At 73.2% G+C, this 15,242-nt stretch carries 12 protein-coding genes and 2 pseudogenes; 6 read left to right on the top strand and 8 right to left on the bottom strand.

The features are described 5' to 3' along the window. Positions 1–140 precede the first annotated feature (140 nt). The gene (locus tag O7618_RS12570; protein ID WP_278106250.1) at positions 141–2,924 is read left to right on the top strand and encodes a LuxR family transcriptional regulator; all 2,784 of its coding nucleotides are present in this window, start codon (positions 141–143) and stop codon (positions 2,922–2,924) included. A 71-nt stretch (positions 2,925–2,995) separates the two neighbouring features. Here the strand turns inward: O7618_RS12570 and O7618_RS12565 are convergent, their stop codons facing one another. The 3 genes from O7618_RS12565 to O7618_RS12555 all read right to left on the bottom strand — a co-directional run bounded on the left by O7618_RS12565 (position 2,996) and on the right by O7618_RS12555 (position 4,684). Continuing rightward, on the bottom strand, positions 2,996–3,709 hold the full coding sequence (locus O7618_RS12565; protein ID WP_278106249.1) for a 4'-phosphopantetheinyl transferase superfamily protein: 714 nt from the start codon (positions 3,707–3,709) through the stop codon (positions 2,996–2,998). Between the two features lie 187 nt (positions 3,710–3,896). Then, positions 3,897–4,508 (bottom strand): DedA family protein, encoded by a 612-nt coding sequence (locus O7618_RS12560; RefSeq protein ID WP_278106248.1) that lies wholly within the window; start codon positions 4,506–4,508, stop codon positions 3,897–3,899. Further along, complete coding sequence (locus O7618_RS12555; RefSeq protein WP_278106246.1) at positions 4,505–4,684, bottom strand: hypothetical protein; 180 nt, start codon at positions 4,682–4,684, stop codon at positions 4,505–4,507. The genes O7618_RS12560 and O7618_RS12555 overlap by 4 nt, the downstream gene beginning before the upstream one ends. 243 nt (positions 4,685–4,927) lie before the next feature. Between O7618_RS12555 and O7618_RS12550 the strand changes: the two genes are divergently transcribed. From O7618_RS12550 to O7618_RS12535, 4 genes are all read left to right on the top strand, one after another. Continuing rightward, positions 4,928–5,896 (top strand): cellulose binding domain-containing protein, encoded by a 969-nt coding sequence (locus O7618_RS12550; RefSeq protein ID WP_278106245.1) that lies wholly within the window; start codon positions 4,928–4,930, stop codon positions 5,894–5,896. 97 nt (positions 5,897–5,993) lie between these two features. Continuing rightward, positions 5,994–7,049 (top strand): glycosyl hydrolase 53 family protein, encoded by a 1,056-nt coding sequence (locus O7618_RS12545; RefSeq protein WP_278109985.1) that lies wholly within the window; start codon positions 5,994–5,996, stop codon positions 7,047–7,049. Between the two features lie 195 nt (positions 7,050–7,244). After that, positions 7,245–9,191, top strand: coding sequence for a TetM/TetW/TetO/TetS family tetracycline resistance ribosomal protection protein (locus O7618_RS12540; protein ID WP_278106244.1), 1,947 nt, complete (start codon positions 7,245–7,247; stop codon positions 9,189–9,191). 98 nt (positions 9,192–9,289) lie between these two features. Then, positions 9,290–9,676: a hypothetical protein gene (locus O7618_RS12535; RefSeq protein ID WP_278106243.1), complete on the top strand. Its 387-nt coding sequence runs from the start codon at positions 9,290–9,292 to the stop codon at positions 9,674–9,676. A gap of 286 nt (positions 9,677–9,962) precedes the next feature. Here the strand turns inward: O7618_RS12535 and O7618_RS12530 are convergent, their stop codons facing one another. Further along, positions 9,963–10,406: an OsmC family protein gene (locus O7618_RS12530; RefSeq protein ID WP_278106242.1), complete on the bottom strand. Its 444-nt coding sequence runs from the start codon at positions 10,404–10,406 to the stop codon at positions 9,963–9,965. A 174-nt stretch (positions 10,407–10,580) separates the two neighbouring features. Here O7618_RS12530 and O7618_RS12525 point away from each other — a divergent pair, with 174 nt between their 5' ends. Further along, positions 10,581–11,429, top strand: coding sequence for a hypothetical protein (locus O7618_RS12525; RefSeq protein ID WP_278106240.1), 849 nt, complete (start codon positions 10,581–10,583; stop codon positions 11,427–11,429). Between the two features lie 6 nt (positions 11,430–11,435). Here the strand turns inward: O7618_RS12525 and O7618_RS12520 are convergent, their stop codons facing one another. The 4 genes and pseudogenes from O7618_RS12520 to O7618_RS12500 form a co-directional block, all read right to left on the bottom strand. After that, complete coding sequence (locus O7618_RS12520; RefSeq protein ID WP_278106239.1) at positions 11,436–13,403, bottom strand: acyl-CoA dehydrogenase; 1,968 nt, start codon at positions 13,401–13,403, stop codon at positions 11,436–11,438. A 197-nt stretch (positions 13,404–13,600) separates the two neighbouring features. Continuing rightward, positions 13,601–14,305 (bottom strand): annotated as a pseudogene (locus O7618_RS32235) (polyprenyl synthetase family protein). A gap of 115 nt (positions 14,306–14,420) precedes the next feature. Continuing rightward, positions 14,421–14,612: pseudogene (locus O7618_RS12505) on the bottom strand (polyprenyl synthetase family protein); the annotation flags it as partial. 49 nt (positions 14,613–14,661) lie between these two features. Beyond that, positions 14,662–15,078: a hypothetical protein gene (locus tag O7618_RS12500; RefSeq protein ID WP_278106238.1), complete on the bottom strand. Its 417-nt coding sequence runs from the start codon at positions 15,076–15,078 to the stop codon at positions 14,662–14,664. Positions 15,079–15,242: the final 164 nt, after the last annotated feature.

The following is a 15,242-nucleotide window of genomic DNA, read 5'->3' as shown; positions in this document are numbered from 1 at the left end:
GGTGGATAACCGAACGACAATGGCCGACCGTAGCGTCTCGAGCAGGCAGAGCGGCCGGGTTGGACGCCACACGGGGGTTCCTGAGATGCCGCTGGAGCGCGCCGCCCACGGCGCCCCTCGCACTTGAGGAAGTGAAGAAGATGACTTTGGTGGAGCGTAGCGAAGCGATCGAGACACTGGACGGCCTGCTGGCCGCCTCCGTCGCCGGGAAGGGTCGGGTCGCCGTGGTCACCGGACCGGTGGCGACCGGCAGGACCGAACTGCTGAACACGTTCGCCGACCGCGTCGTGGACCTCAACGGACTGGCCATCACCGCCACCGGGTCGCGGTCCGAGCAGGACCTGCCGCTCGGCGTGATGAGCCAGTTGCTGCTGGACGCCCCGCTGGTCGACGAGGAGCGGCGGCGGGCGATGAACCTCCTCTACGAGGGCGCGCAGACCCTCACCCACGGCGACGGCGGCACGCACCGCCTCGACCCGCAGATCGTGCACTCGCTCTGCACGGTGCTGCTCGAGCTGTCCCGGCGCTATCCGCTCGTCGTCGTGGTCGACGACCTGGACCGGGCCGACCACGCGTCGCTGGTCTGCCTGTCGTACCTGGCCCGCCGGGTGCGTTTCGCGCCGATGCTGGCGCTGTTCAGCCACTCCGGAACGCGGCGCTCGGGCGCGCCGGTGCTCGACGTCGACGGCCTGGCTCGGCCGCCGCACGGCGCCCACGTCGCGCTGACCACCCTCACCGTGGACGGCGTCCGGGAGATGGCGACCACGGCGCTCGGCGCGGACGACGCGGCGCGGCTCGCCCCCCGCTGGCACCAGGTCAGCGGCGGCAATCCGTTGCTGGTCGGCGGCCTGGTCGAGGACCACCGGCAGGCGCTCGCCGACGGTGTCGCGTCGAGCGGCGAGCCGGCGGCGGGCGGCCAGTATGCCGAGGCGGTGGTCTCCTGCCTGCGCCGCACCGAGGAGCGCATGCAGCGGGTCGCCCAGGCGCTGGCCATCCTGCCGGACGCCGCTTCGCTGGACAAGCTGACCGGTCTGGAACCGGCGCAGGTCGCCCAGGCGGTCCGCGCGCTGGCCGCGGCCGGCCTGCTGCACCGAAGCGACTACCGGCACCCGGTGGCGCGCGAGGCGGTGCTGGCCCAGATCGACGACGGCGAACGGGTCGCGTTGCACCGGCGGGCGGCGGAGATCGCCTACCACGAGGGCGCGGTCAGCCAGGTGGTCGCCGAGCACCTGCTGCGCGCCGGCCGGGCCGACGACCCCTGGGTGGTGCCGGTGCTCGAGGACGCGGCCCGGCAGGCGCTGCGCGCCGGCCGGGTGGACGCCGCCGTCGACTATCTCCGGCTCGCCTGGCAGACGTGCGCGGACGACAGGCACCGCGCCAAGATCATGACGACCATGATGCGGGCCGGCTGGCGGATCAACCCGAGCATGTCCACCGGGTACCTGCCGGAGCTGACGGCGGCGATGCAGAACGGCTTCCTGCGCAGCGGCGACGCGTTGGTGCTCACCAAGGCGCTGCTCTGGAACGGCCAGTTCGCCGACGCCCGGGCGGTCTTCGAGCAGCTCAACGCGTCGGCCGACGAGCACGACCAGGAAACCCTCACGGAGCTGGCGATCGCCCGGCCGCTGCTGCGGTCCACCTATCCGTCGTTCTTCCCGATGCTGCGTCCGCAGGCGCCGCTGGCGCCCACCCCGATCCCGACCGTGTCCGCCGGGCATCGCCTCGAGGCGGCCAGCGCGTTGGCCACCGTGCTCACCCGCGGCCCGTCCGAGCCGCTCGCCGCCGGCGTCGAGCGCATCCTGCACAACTCCCGGCTCGACGAGATGAGCCTGGACACCGTGGAGAGCGCGCTGTTCGCGCTCACCTACAGCGGCCACGCCGACCGGGCCGTGCCCTGGTGCGACACGTTCGTCGAGGAGGCCGGCGCCCGGCAGGCGCCGAGCCGGCTCGCCCGCCTGGCCGCGATCCGGGCCGAGATCTCGCTGCGCCTGGGCGAGCTGCCCGCCGCGGTCCGGCACGCCCGCCTGGCGCTGGAGAGCATGCCGCCGAGCAGTTGGGGCGTCGCGGTCGGTGGCCCGCTCGCGGCGCTGATCACCGCGGCCACCGCGATGGGCGACTACGACCTGGTGCGCGAGCAGCTCGACCAGCCGGTCGCCGAGGAGATGTTCCAGACCCGCTACGGCATGCACTATCTGCACGCCCGCGGTCGCTACAGCCTGGCGATCGGCCAGTTGCCGTTCGCGCTGCGTGACTTCGAGCAGTGCGGAGAGCTGGCCGCCCGCTGGAAGCTCGACGTCCCCGGTCTGGTCCCGTGGCGCACCGACGCCGCCGAGGCTCTGCTGCGGATGGGCCGCCCCGGTCCGGCCCGCAAGCTCATCGACGAGCAGCTCGCCCGCTGCGGCAAGGACGCGCCCCGGGTGCACGGCATGGCGATGCGCCTGCTCGCCGCGACGAGCGAACTGCGGCACCGCCCGATGTTCCTGCGCCAGGCCGTGGACCTGCAGGCCGCCGGCGGCGACGAGTACGAGCTGGCCCGCGCCCTGGCCGACCTCACCGAGGCCTACCACGTGCTCGGGGAGTCCCGCCGGGCCGGCATGATCGCGCGCCGGGCCCGCGCGTTGGCCGACAAGGCCGAAGCCCAGCCGCTGCTCAAGATCCTCACCCGGGGCGCGGGTTGGGACGAGACCGAGTCGGCCGCACAGCCGCTCAACCCGGCCGCCGGCGCCGCCATGCTCAGCGACGCCGAGCACCGGGTGGCGGCGCTCGCGGCGGAGGGTTACACCAACCGCGAGATCTCGATGAAGCTCTACATCACCATCAGCACGGTCGAGCAACACCTCACCCGCACCTACCGCAAGCTGAACGTGACCCGCCGCACCGACCTGCCGGCCAACCTCAACCTCGACTTCTCCACCGCCGGCTGAGCCACACGCACCACGACGACGGCCGCGCTCCCGAAGGGGCGCGGCCGTCGTCGTGATGGTCCGGGCGCGGCTCAGGTGGGCCGTCGGGCGGTGACCCGCCGGGCCGCGGGGTGCACCCGCGGGACCGGGTGCGCCAGCACGGTGATGGCGGTGACGATGAGGCCGTTGCGCACCAGCCAGCGGCCGGAGAAGCCGGTCAGCTTCTGTCCCCGCACCAACGGCGCGGTCACCAGCAGGTCGGCGGTGAACGTCCCGGCGAGCGGGTCCAGCACGACCCTGGCGTCCTCGAAGTCCAGCCACCGCCCGGTCAGCGGGAACCAGGCCTTGTAGACCGACTCCTTCGCGCTGAACAGCATCCGGTCCCACGACACCGCGGGGTGGTCGTGCTGGAGGACGGCGATGCGGTCGCGTTCCTCGGGCAGCGAGACGGCGGCCAGGATGCCGTTGGCGAGTGGCTCGTCCGGCTCGGCGTCGATGCCGATCGTGGTGACCTTCTCGCGCTCGGCGAGCACGGCGCCGCGATAGCCGGCGCAGTGGGTGATGCTGCCGACCAGGCCCGCCGGCCACTGCGGCTCACCGCGGGCGCCGGGCAGGATCGGCGCGGGTGGGCGGCCGAGCCGGACCATGGCCTGACGGGCGCACCAACGGGCGGTGGTGAACTCGCGACGGCGCTTGTCGACCGCCGCGCGGACGATGGCCTCCTCGTCGCGGAACAGGGTGGCGTCCGGGGGGTCCACGAACGTGTCGACGGCCGTCACCGCGGCCGGAAGAATGGACTCGATCATGGCTTCCTCCGCGCCGGAGAAACGGTTCCGGGGTCAGCGTCCCGCCGGCCGGCACGAGGGTGCGGCGGCTGCGGGAGCATGCTGACAGGTGTCACGACTCGACACTATCGACGCTGGTGGCACCGGGGAACGTGGCGCGGGTCATTCACGGGCCGCCGCTACCGGGCTAAGGGCGTGCCGCCGCCGGCTAGGGGCCGGGGCGGCCCGATCGCCGCGTCAGCCGCCATCCGACACCGGTCAGCGTGAGGACGACCGCGGCGGCGATCAGATACCACTGGAACCGGTGCAGGTCCACGACGAGGGCCCGCTGGTGGTCACCGGCCAGGTAACCGACGGTGGCCCACAGCCCGACCCAGGCGGCGGCGCCGAGGGCGTTCCAGGTCACGAAGCGCCGCCAGGGCATGCCCGTCGTGCCGGCGACCACGCCGTTGAACTGTCGGAGCCCGTCGACGAAGCGGGCGGCGGCCACGAGCTTCGGGCCGTGCCGGTTCATCACCGACTCCAGGCGGGCGAACCGGTCGGGGTCGAGACGCAGGCGGCGGCCGTGGCGCAGGACGAGCCGGCGGCCACCGTAGCGGCCGATCAGGTAGCCGATGCTGTCGCCGATCACGGCGGCCAGGAACGCGGTGGTCGCCACCCCGACCACGGTCAGCCGGCCGTGGGCGGCGTAGCCGGCGGCGAGGACGATCGCGGTCTGCCCGGGGGCCGGCACACCGAAGCCCTCCACGCCGACGAGCAGTGCGAGTCCCGGGTAGCCGTACTGGCCGACCAGGTCGGTGAGCACGCGGAACGGGCTCACCGGTCCGCTCCGCCAACCTGGCCGGCCCGCGACCGCACGGCGTGGGTGGGAGCCACGTACGACAGCGACACGATCAGCTCAATTCCCACCACGCCGCGCACCATGCCGGACAGCTCCCGAAAAGGTGACGGTGCTTCCGGCGCGTCGACCGAGGCGTGAGACACATTGTCGATCATCGATATCTCGCGTCATCGTCGAGGGATGACAGGCGTCTCCCCGTCCTCGCCGTCGCGCCGCCCGCGCCCCGGCCCGCTCGCCGCCGTCGCGCTGTCGACGGCGGTGTTCGGCGCCGCGCTGGGCATCACCCCGGCCGCCGGCGCGGGCCCCGCCGGGCCGCGTACCCCGCCGTCGCCCCGGCGCCCGACGGGGTCGCGACGGTCGCCGCGGAGCCGACCGGAACCCCGCCGCCGGTGCCGACCGTGTCGCTCAGCACGCCGAACACCTCGCCGTTCCCGCCGAGCGCGCCCACCGACCTGACCGCCGTCGAGGTCCGGACCGGATCGGTCACGCTCGGCTGGACGGCCGCCAGGCCCGGCTGCTGCGCCGTCGTCGGCTACGACATCACCTACTACCAGGCGTTCGACGACGTCATCTACAGCGCCGCCGTCGGGAACGTCACCGGCACCACGATCACCAACTACCTGCAGCCGGGCCGGCAGTACTCCTTCCGGGTGACCGCCCGGGACAGCCTCGGACACCGCTCGGCCTCGACGGACACGCTCACCGTCGTCACCCCGGTGACGGACACCGGCCCGGACACCACCCCGCCGAGCGCGCCGCGGAACCTGACGGTCGGCGGGGTGACCGCCTCGACCGCCACGCTGTCCTGGTCGCCGTCGACAGACGACGTCGGCGTGCTCGGCTACCAGGTCTACCGCTTCGACGGCTGGTTCACTTCGACGCTCGTCGCCACCGTGCCGGGCACGACGTACACGGTGGCGCTGCCCCCGCCGACGCCGCTGCGCAACCTGTACTACGTCCGGGCCCGGGACGCGGCGGGCAACGTGTCGATCGCGTCCGACACGGTCACCCTGCCCACGACCTCCACGCCGACGCCCCCGCCGCCGTCGACCTGCCGGGTGACCTACCGCAACCAGTCCGAGTGGCAGGGCGGGTTCGTGGCCACCGTGACGGTCCGGAACACCGGCACGGCGCCGATCGACGGCTGGACCGTCACCTTCGCCTTCCCCGGCGACCAGCAGGTCACGTCGGGCTGGAACGCCGTCCTCGCCCAGACCGGCGCCGGCGTCACCGCCCGTGACGTCGACTGGAACCGCGTCCTCGCGCCCGACGGCTCGGCGACCTTCGGCGTCCAGGGACGGTGGAACGCCGACGACGCGCCGCCGACCGGCTTCTCGCTGAACGGCGCCGTCTGTGCCGTGGACTGAACGACGGCAGCGAAGGAGTCCCGTGAGCACCTGTCCGCGCCGCCACCTCAGGGCCCTGATCGGGGCGGTCACGGCCGCCGTCCTCGCCGTCACCGCGATGCTCGGTGGCGTGCCCGCGCCCGCCACGGCCGCGAACACCCTCACCATGCGCGGTGCCGACGTCTCCTCGTTGCAGCGCAGCCTGGACCTGGGTGCCCACTACTACGACGCCGGCGGCGTCGCCCGCGACCCGCTGGACATCCTGCCATCCGTCGGCGTCAACTACGTCCGGCTGCGCGTCTGGAACAACCCGGCCAGCGGATACAACAACAAGCTCCGGCTGTTGGCCCAGGCGCGGGTGGCCAGGGCGAAGGGCCTGAAGGTGCTCGTCGACTTCCACTACTCCGACACCTGGGCCGACCCCGGAAAGCAGGACAAGCCGGCCGCCTGGGCCGGGCACAGCCTGAGCCAACTACGCAGCGACGTGTACGCCTTCACCTACGACGTCTGCACGAGCCTGCGGGGGCAGGGCACGCCACCGGACAGTGTGCAGATCGGCAACGAGATCAACGTCGGGATGCTGTGGAACGAGGGCAAGGTCGTCGACAACGACTTCGCCCCGCTGGCCGGGCTGCTGAAGGAGGGCTACCGCGCGACCAAGGCGTGCGGCAGCGGCATCCAGGTGATGATCCACACCGCGGACGCCGACAGCAACGCCAACGCCAGGTGGTTCTACGACGGCATCCGCGCCCAGGGCGTGCAGTGGGACGTCACCGCGCTGTCCTACTACTGCGTGTGGCACGGCAGCCTGGCGAACCTCTACCAGAACGTCGTCGACCTGCGGGGCCGCTACGGCCGGCCGGTGGTGATCGCGGAGACCGCGTACCCCTTCACCCGCGCCGACGCGGACGGCGAGCCGAACGCCGTCGGCGACGCGACCTGCGACGGCATCGCCGCGACCTGGTCCGGGCAGGCCGAGGAGTTCGACTGGGTGCAGAACACGGCCCGCAACGCGGGCGCCGTCGGCGTCTTCTACTGGGAGCCGACCTGGTACGCGGTCCGCGGCAACGGCTGGGACCCGGCGAACATCGACGGCACCGGCAACCAGTGGGACAACATGGCGGTCTTCGACTGGTCCGGGCGGGTGAACCCGGGCGTGCGCTGGACACCCTGATCCGTGGTCGCGCATGCCATGCTGCCCCCGGCCGGCGTTCCGGCTCCCGGCGGCCTGCCGAAATCGGTGGCGACGGGCGCCGTGGGCGTGTGAACCTGGAGCCGACACCACCATCACGACGAGGAGCGACGATGCGAGCAGATTCCACGCCCCGGACCCTGGACCGTCCTACCGTGGAGTTCTGCCTTGGCCTTGTTGAACCTCGGAATCGTCGCCCATGTTGACGCCGGAAAGACCAGCCTGACCGAGCGGCTGCTCTACGAGGCCGGCGCCGTCACCCACCTGGGCAGCGTCGACGCCGGCACCACGCGGACCGACTCGATGGAGTTGGAGCGCCGGCGCGGCATCACCATCCGGGCCGCTGTCACCTCGATGACGATCGGTGACCTGCGCGTCAACCTGCTGGACACCCCCGGCCACCCCGACTTCATCGCGGAGGTCGAGCGGTCGCTGGCCGTGCTGGACGCCGCCGTGCTCGTGGTGTCGAGCGTGGAGGGCGTCCAGCCGCAGACCGTCGCCATCTGGCGGGCGTTGCGCCGCATCGGCGTACCGACGGTGTTCTTCCTCAACAAGGTGGACCGCCGCGGCGCCGACGTCGACCGGGTGACCGCCCAGGTGCGCCAGCGGCTCGGGGCGCGCCCGGTCGTGCTCGCCACCGTCGTCGGCCAGGGTGGGCGGGAGGCCCGGGTACGCGCCGTCAGCCTCGACGCGGAGCCGGTGGTGGCGGCCGTGGCGGAGGTCGACGACGCGGTGGCGACGCGGTGGCTGACCGACGAGCCGGTGCGCGTGCGGCACGTCCGGCGCGCGGTCCGGGACGCGGTGCGCCACGGCGAGATCAGCCCGGTGGCGTGCGGCTCGGCGATCACCGGCGCCGGGGTACGACACCTGTGCCGCCTCCTGGCCGACCTGCTGCCGCGCGGCGAGGAGCGGGACGGCCCGCCGGCCGGCACGGTCTTCGCCGTCGACCGGGACGGCCAGGGTCGACGCGCCTGGCTGCGGTTGTGGTCCGGGCGGTTGCACGTGCGGGACCGGGTGCGTCTCGCCGGAAGCCGCCCGCGGACGGTGACCCAGATCGCGGTCATCGAGCCCGACGGGGTCCAGGTGCGCCCCTCGGTGTCCGCCGGGCAGATCGCCGCGGTGCGCGGCGTGCCGGCCCGGATCGGCCAGCACATCGGGGATCCGCCGCGGCGGCACGCCTACCGGTTCCCGCCGCCGACCCGGCAGGCGGTCGTCGAGCCGGTCGAACCGGAGCAGCGCCTGGCGATGTTCGCCGGCCTGGCCGAGCTGGCCGACGAGGACCCGCTGGTGGACCTGCGGCTCGACGAGCAGCGGTCGGAGGCGGTGATCCGCCTGCACGGCGAGGTCCAGAAGGAGGTGCTGGCCGCCCTGATGGCGGACCGGTACGGCGTCCGGGTGCGGTTCTCCGGCACGCTCACGGCCTGCATCGAGCGGGTCGCCGGCGCCGGCGGCGCCGAGGAGCGGGTGCGCGAGCGCGGCAACCCGTACCTGGCGGGGCTGGGGTTGCGCATCGAGGCCGCCCCGGTCGGGCACGGCATCGAGTTCCGCGCCGGGGTCGAACCCGGTCGGCTCCCGCCGGCCTTCGTGGCGGCCACCGAGGAGGGTGTCCGGGCGGCGTGCCGCCAGGGCCCGCACGGGTGGCCGGTCACCGACTGCACGGTCACCATGACGGCGTCGACGTACTGGCCGCGACAGAGCAGGCCGCACCAGAAGTTCGACAGGTCCATCTCGACCGTGGCGGCCGACTTCCGCAACCTCGCCCCGGTCGTGGTGGCCGTGGCGCTCCGCGTGACCGGCACGAGGGTGTGCCAGCCGATCGAGCGGTTCGACGTCAACCTGCCGCAGCAGGCGGTGGAGCCGGTGATGGCGTTGCTGGGCCGGCGGGGGGCGATCGTCCACGAGACCGCCGTCGCCGGCGGCTACCTCGAGGTGAGCGGCACCCTGCCGTCGGCGCGGATCCCGGGGGTCGTCGCCGCGCTTCCCGACCTCACCGGCGGCGAGGCGGTCCTGACCACCACGTTCGACCACTACGCGCCGGTGGTGGGGGAGGAGCCGCCGTCGGTGCCCCGGCGCGGGCCCGACCCGGGCGACCGGGAGGCGTGGTTCCGGGCCGTGCCCCGTTAGGACCCCTTACGGCTCCGTTACGGACGTCGTGCGGAGCGCGCGCGGTCGGCCGGTGGGACGTGCTGCTGCAGACCGTTCATCGACGCGGGGAAACCATCATGGAAGCATCGACACGGCGTGGCCTGTCGGCGGCGGCGCCCGTCACGGTCGCGGCGGGCGCGTTGCTCCTGCCGGCGGCCTCCGGCACGGCGGCGACCACGTCACCGTGGACGGCGACGGTCCCGTCGCTGATCCACGACAGCCGGTTGACCGACGTGGTCGCGATCGGAACGGGCGACGCCTGGGCCGTCGGCTACCAGGCGTCGACCGACACCGGCTACTCGATCGGCGAGCCGTACGCGCTGCTGCGGTGGGACGGGAGGACGTGGACGGAACGGCGCCTGCCATACCGGTCCCACGTGCTGTCCAAGGTGGCCGCGGCGGGCGCCGGCGACGTCTGGACGGCGGGGCTCGGCAAGCTCGGCGGCGGGTGGCCGGACCGGTGACCTCCGCGTGGACGTACGCCGTCGCCGGCCCTGGCCAACATCCCGGGCACCTCCTCGTTCTTGGCCAGCGGCACGGTGTCGAGCAACGGCGTCGGCATGACCGGGGTGATCGAGCGGACCAGGTGACGGGTTCGGGCCGCCACGGCCCGCACCCGGTTCCTCACCTGGCTCCGGGGCGCCTCACTCCCGGCCGCCGATCACCTCGACCGGCGGCCGGCGCGTCGTGAACCGCGTCGCCGCGGCCACCGGGCTCCAGGCGAGGGCCGTGGTCAGCTACGCGCCGGCGTCAGTCCTCGATGGAGCCGGCGACGTCGACGACCGTGACGGGGGTGCCGAGCTGGACCGTCCGGGAGACGGTGCAGAGCCGGTCGTGCGACTGCCGCAGTGACCGGGGCAGCGCCTCACGCGCCCGGTCGCCGTCCGGCCCCGCCGGGAAGGTCACGGTGAACTCCACGCGGAGGTTCCGCATCCGGTTGCCGCCGGACTCATCCTTGATCTTGTCGCCGCTGACCACCACGGAGAAGCCGTCCGGCTCGGCGCGGCGGCTGGTGATGTGGTCGACGTCGACGGCGGTGCACCCGCCGATGGCGGCCAGCAGCAGTTCCACGGGCGTGAAGTCGTCGCCCTGGCCCGAACCCATCGAGATCGACCCGCCGCGCGCGTTGCGGACGGTGTAGCTGGCCAGGCCGGTGCGCTCGATCTCCACCGAACGGAAGGTGTCGTCACTCATGACAGCGAACCTACCGACGCCCGCCGCCCGCCACGCACGGGATGTCGGCGCCGGTGTGGATCCGCTCGGGCGGCAGGGGACGAGGACGAGGTCCGGGAGGCGGCGGAAGGGCCCGTCCCACGGCCGGGGGAAACCTCCGGCGTCGCGCTGGCGGTCGATGTCTACCCTGACCCCGTGACCTTCCTGACGGTCGTCGTCGCGGTCGCCGGCTTCCTCGGGTACGCGGTGCTGGTGCTGGCGCCGGTCCTGCTCGCCCTGGCCGTTTCGGAGGGCCGCCAGCGCCGGTGGGTCCGCCGGCACGCGGTCTCGCCGTGTGCCGCGCTGCGGCCCGGTACCGGCCTGCCCCGCCGGTTCGCCGTGTACGGAAAGACGGTGCCCGGCCCCGACGGGACGGTCGTCGCGCCGTTGTCCGGCACCGAGGCGGTGTGGTTCCGCACCACCGTCTACTCCACCGTCAGCGTCGGCGACCCCGGCCTCACCCAGACGGAGATCCTCTGGCAACGATCCGCGGGCGACCCGTTCGGGGTGGCCGACGGCACCGGCACGGCCGCCGTGACGGCGAAGATGCTCCAGGCGTCCGTCACCGACCCCCACCTGTCGCTGTGGGCGGCCACCCGGCTGCCGGTGGCGCACGCCGGTCCCACGCCGGTACGGACCGTCGTCAGCGAGGAGACCACCAGCCATCGCCGCAACGGCCGGTGGCTCCAGCACCTCGTCGACCGGGGAGTGGTCCCGGCGGACGCGGCGAGGCGCGTGGACGCGGTGTGGGTGGTCGAACAGATCGTGCCGGCCGGCGTCGAACTGCACGTGATCGGCCAGCCCGTGGTCCTCGACAACGGGCTCGCCGCGCTCACGCTGCCCAGGACCGGCCGCTACCTCGCGATGAGCCGGGAACCCGCGGAGACCGAGCGTAAACTCGCCGCCGACCGCACATACGGCACGGGGTGTGCGCTCTGGGCCGCGGTGGCCGGCGTCGCCTGCCTCGCCGTGGTCTGGGCGGTCAGCCTCGCCGTGAGCCGGTGACGAGGGTCAGCTCGCGGCGTCGTGCGCGGCCATGGTCTCCTGCCGGTCGGGTTCCTCGCGCAGGATCGCGCAGTGCAGCCAGGCGTCCGGGATGGCGAATCCGTCGACCAGCCCGCGCATCCGCGGGCGCAGCTCCTTCAGCAGGCCGTTCACCACCGCGGTGACCGCCTTGGCGCGCGTCGGGGTGAGCCGGCCGTGCTCCAGCAGCCAGCCCTTGTCGGCCTCGATGACGCTGAGCGCGTAGAGGTCGCAGACCCGGGAGAGCAGTGCCCGCACGGCCGGTTCCGTGGTGGCGTCGATGCCGGCGACGAAAGCCTCCAGGGTCACCCGGTCGACGTGCGCGGCGGCGACGGCGAGGACGTGGTCCTGGACGTCGTTGAAGATGTCGAACGGGCGGTCCTTCTTCGTGGCGGCGCCGTTGCGCAGCCGGCGTACCGCGCCGTCGAGGCGGTGCCGCTCGCGGTCCTCGAAGACCGTGAGCTGCCAGCCGCGGTCGGTGACCGCGACCTCCTCGTCCCGGCCCGGCGCGGCGCTGACCAGCCGCTCGATCAGCGCACGCGCGGCGGTACGTTCGAGCACCATGTCGCGGATCTGGTCGGCGACGAAGGAGGCGCGGCCCCAACCGTCCAACGAGCCGAACTCGTCGCGGTGGCCGGTCAGCAGCCCCTTGGCCACCAACTGCAGCAGCACCGTGTTGTCGCCCTCGAACGTGGTGAAGACGTCGGTGTCGGCCTTGAGGCCGGGCAGCCGGTTCTCGGCCAGGTAGCCGGCGCCGCCGCACGCCTCCCGGCACATCTGGATGGTGCGGGTCGCGTGCCAGGTCTGCGCGGCCTTCAGGCCGGCGGCCCGGGACTCCAGCTCCCGCTGCCGGTGCTCGTCGACCGGCCCGTCGCCGCCCTGCACCTCGCTGAGCGCCGTCACCAGTTCGGTCTGGGCGAAGGTCAGCGCGTACGTGGTGGCCAGCGCGGGCAGCAGTTTGCGCTGGTGGGCCAGGTAGTCGTTGAGCAGCACCTCCCGGTCGGCGTCGGGCGTGCCGAACTGGCGGCGGATGTCGCCGTAGCGCACCGCGATGGTCAGCGCCGCCTTGGTGGCCGCCGAGGCGGCGCCGCCGACGCTCACCCGGCCGCGGACCAGGGTGCCGAGCATGGTGAAGAAGCGCCGCGAGTCGTTCTCGATCGGGCTGGAGTAGGTGCCGTCCGCCGCCACCTGGGCGTAGCGGTCCAGCAGCATGTCGCGCGGCACCGTCACGTGGTCGAAGCTGAGCCGGCCGTTGTCCACGCCGAGCAGTCCGGCCTTGGGCCCGGCGTCGCCGATGGTCACCCCGGGCAGCGCGTCGCCGTGCTCGTCGCGGATCGGCACCAGCCAGGCGTGCACGCCGTGCCGCCGTCCGTCGACGACCAACTGGGCGAAGACCACCGCCATCCGCCCGTCCCGGGCCGCGTTGCCGATGTAGTCCTTGCGCGCCGACTCGTGCGGGGTGTGCAGGTCGAAGGTCTGCGTCCGCGGGTCGTACACGCAGGTGGTGCGCAGTTGCTGGACGTCCGAGCCGTGGCCGGTCTCGGTCATCGCGAAGCACCCGAAGAGCTCACCCGAGATGATGTCGCGCAGATAGGCGTCGTGGTGCCGGCGGGTGCCGAGGGCCGCCACCGCACCGCCGAACAGGCCCCACTGCACGCCCGCCTTCACCATCAGCGACAGGTCCACCTGGGCCAGCATCTCGATGGCGACGATCGACGCGCCGACGTCGGCGTCGCCGCCGTACTCCTTCGGGAAGCCGCCGCCGATGCCCAGCTCGACCGGGAGTTCGCCGAGCAGGCGGCTGATCCGCTCGCGTGCCTGCGCGCCGGTCTCGCCGTAGACCGGCAGGAACCGTTCGTCGAGGTGCTCGCGGTGCGCGTCGCGGACCCGGGCCCACGGCCCGTCGAGGACGGCCCGCAGGTGTGCCGGGTCGACGGGGCCGATCTCGCTGCTCATGGCTACCTCGGAAGACGACGTCATGGGTATCGCTCGTACCCGGTCAACGGCCGCACCTGCCCCGGTGACGCGGTGAGAACCGTCACGGCGCGGCCGGGCAGTGGGTTCCGGGCGCGGGCAGGCCCCGTCGCTGAACCGGTCGCCCCGGCGAAGCCCGGAGTTCACGCCTCGGGCACCGTCCGCCGTCGTTCGACTAGCTAGCGGTTGCGTTCCACCACGTAGTCGGTCAGGTCGAGCAGGAAGCGGCCGTCGTCGGTGTCGGCCGCGTCGCCCAGCGCCCGCTCCGCCTCGTGCCGGGCGGCCCGCGCGAACTCCCGTGCGCTGCGACGCGCGGACTCCACGCAGTCGTACGCCAGGAGACGCCCGTGCAGCCAGCGCACCTCGGCCGGGGTGCGCTGCGCGCGGGTCCGGCGCAGGAAGACCATGAGCCGGTCACGCTCGTCGGACGTGCACCGGCGCATGAAGTCGATCAGGATCAGCGTCCGCTTGCCCTCCCAGAGGTCGCCGGCGATCTCCTTGCCGTAGCGGGCGTAGTCGCCGGTCAGGTTCAGCGCGTCGTCCTAAATCTGGAACGCGGCGCCGAGATACCAGCCGTAGCGATCCAGCACGTCGACCGCGTTCTCCCGGCCGGTGGCGACGAGGACGCCGGTGCGGCACGGGTAGATGCAGGTGTACCAGGACGTCTTCTTCAGGCACATCCGGTAGTAGTCGTCGGCGGCCAGGTCACACACGTTGTCGCGGATCCAGCCGATCTCGATGGCCTGCCCCTCCAGCGAGTGGCGCATCATCAGCTCGGTCTCGGTGAACAGCCGCCGGGCGATCCCGGAGCCGAGCACCGCCCGGTTCGCGGCGAGCCGCCGCAACGCCATCAGGTTCGTCATGTTGCCGACGTTGAGCGCCACGCCGACCCCGTACTCGGCGTGCAGGGTCGCCGCACCGCACCGCACCGCGCCGCTGCTCGCTCTCGTCCTGGATGTCGTCGTGGATGAGAAAGGCGTTGTGGAACAGCTCCACGGTCACCGCGGCGTTGAGGCCCACCGCCTCCCCGCCGCCGAACGCCCGGCAGGTGGCGAGGCAGAGCGCGGCGCGCAACCCCTTGCCCCACCGGCGCGGATACTCCGCGACCAGGTCGTAGAGGTATCGCGGGCCGCCATCGGGCACATCGTCGAGCAGCGCGTCGAGGGCGAGCCCGCGGTAGCGCTCCAGCATGGCCTCCACGTACCCGCCGGCCACCCCGGTGGTCGGCGCCATGGCGCGGCTACCGGTTCGTCCGGGTCGGGCCGTCCGGGGTCGGCGACGTCAGCCGGTCCGCGAGCCCGTTGGCCACGTCGGGCGCCAACCGGGCGAGATTGAGTACGGTGTCCAGCGCGTCGTGCGCGTCGGAGGTGTACCGGCGGATCACCTCGCCGCGCCGGTCGTCGGCCATCGTCAACTGCCCGACCACGGTGTCGATCAGGGCGTGCCCGTCGGTGCGGACCCGCGTGACCAACTCGTCGAACGCCTCCGGGTCCACCCGGCGGCTCTCGCTCAGTTTCTCCTCGATCCGGCGGGCGCCGGCCAGCCCCGCCGCGATCTCCTCCTCCAGCACGGTGGCCGCGTGGGTCACCGTCTCCGAGGTTTCCTCGGCCACCTTCTCGAAGCGCTCGTTGGTGCGCTCACGCTCGCTGTGTGTCATGGCCGAAGTGTCAGCGGACCAGGGACGACATACCAGTGGAGTGTCGTTATGGTGACTCAGCGTGTCCGACCGGGGTCGACGAGCGGACGGTTCGGGCTGATATCTTCAGCCGTCCCGGCGAGTACGAGCCCTCCCCGCCCGCGAACAGCCGGGCCAGGAACGGT

Origin of the sequence: Micromonospora sp. WMMD980 (genome assembly GCF_029626035.1) — a bacterium.
Lineage (GTDB): Bacteria > Actinomycetota > Actinomycetes > Mycobacteriales > Micromonosporaceae > Micromonospora.
Note: the sequence above shows the minus strand (reverse complement) of the source record. Positions and strands in the feature narration are given on the sequence as shown.

Bases quoted from the DNA above. Each gene is read 5' to 3' on its own strand.
- O7618_RS12570 (WP_278106250.1), top strand. From the start codon at position 141: ATGACTTTGGTGGAGCGTAGCGAAGCGATCGAGACACTGGACGGCCTG.
- O7618_RS12565 (WP_278106249.1), bottom strand. From the start codon at position 3,709: ATGATCGAGTCCATTCTTCCGGCCGCGGTGACGGCCGTCGACACGTTC.
- O7618_RS12555 (WP_278106246.1), bottom strand. From the start codon at position 4,684: ATGATCGACAATGTGTCTCACGCCTCGGTCGACGCGCCGGAAGCACCG.
- O7618_RS12545 (WP_278109985.1), top strand. From the start codon at position 5,994: ATGCTCGGTGGCGTGCCCGCGCCCGCCACGGCCGCGAACACCCTCACC.
- O7618_RS12535 (WP_278106243.1), top strand. From the start codon at position 9,290: ATGGAAGCATCGACACGGCGTGGCCTGTCGGCGGCGGCGCCCGTCACG.
- O7618_RS12530 (WP_278106242.1), bottom strand. From the start codon at position 10,406: ATGAGTGACGACACCTTCCGTTCGGTGGAGATCGAGCGCACCGGCCTG.
- O7618_RS12520 (WP_278106239.1), bottom strand. From the start codon at position 13,403: ATGAGCAGCGAGATCGGCCCCGTCGACCCGGCACACCTGCGGGCCGTC.
- O7618_RS12500 (WP_278106238.1), bottom strand. From the start codon at position 15,078: ATGACACACAGCGAGCGTGAGCGCACCAACGAGCGCTTCGAGAAGGTG.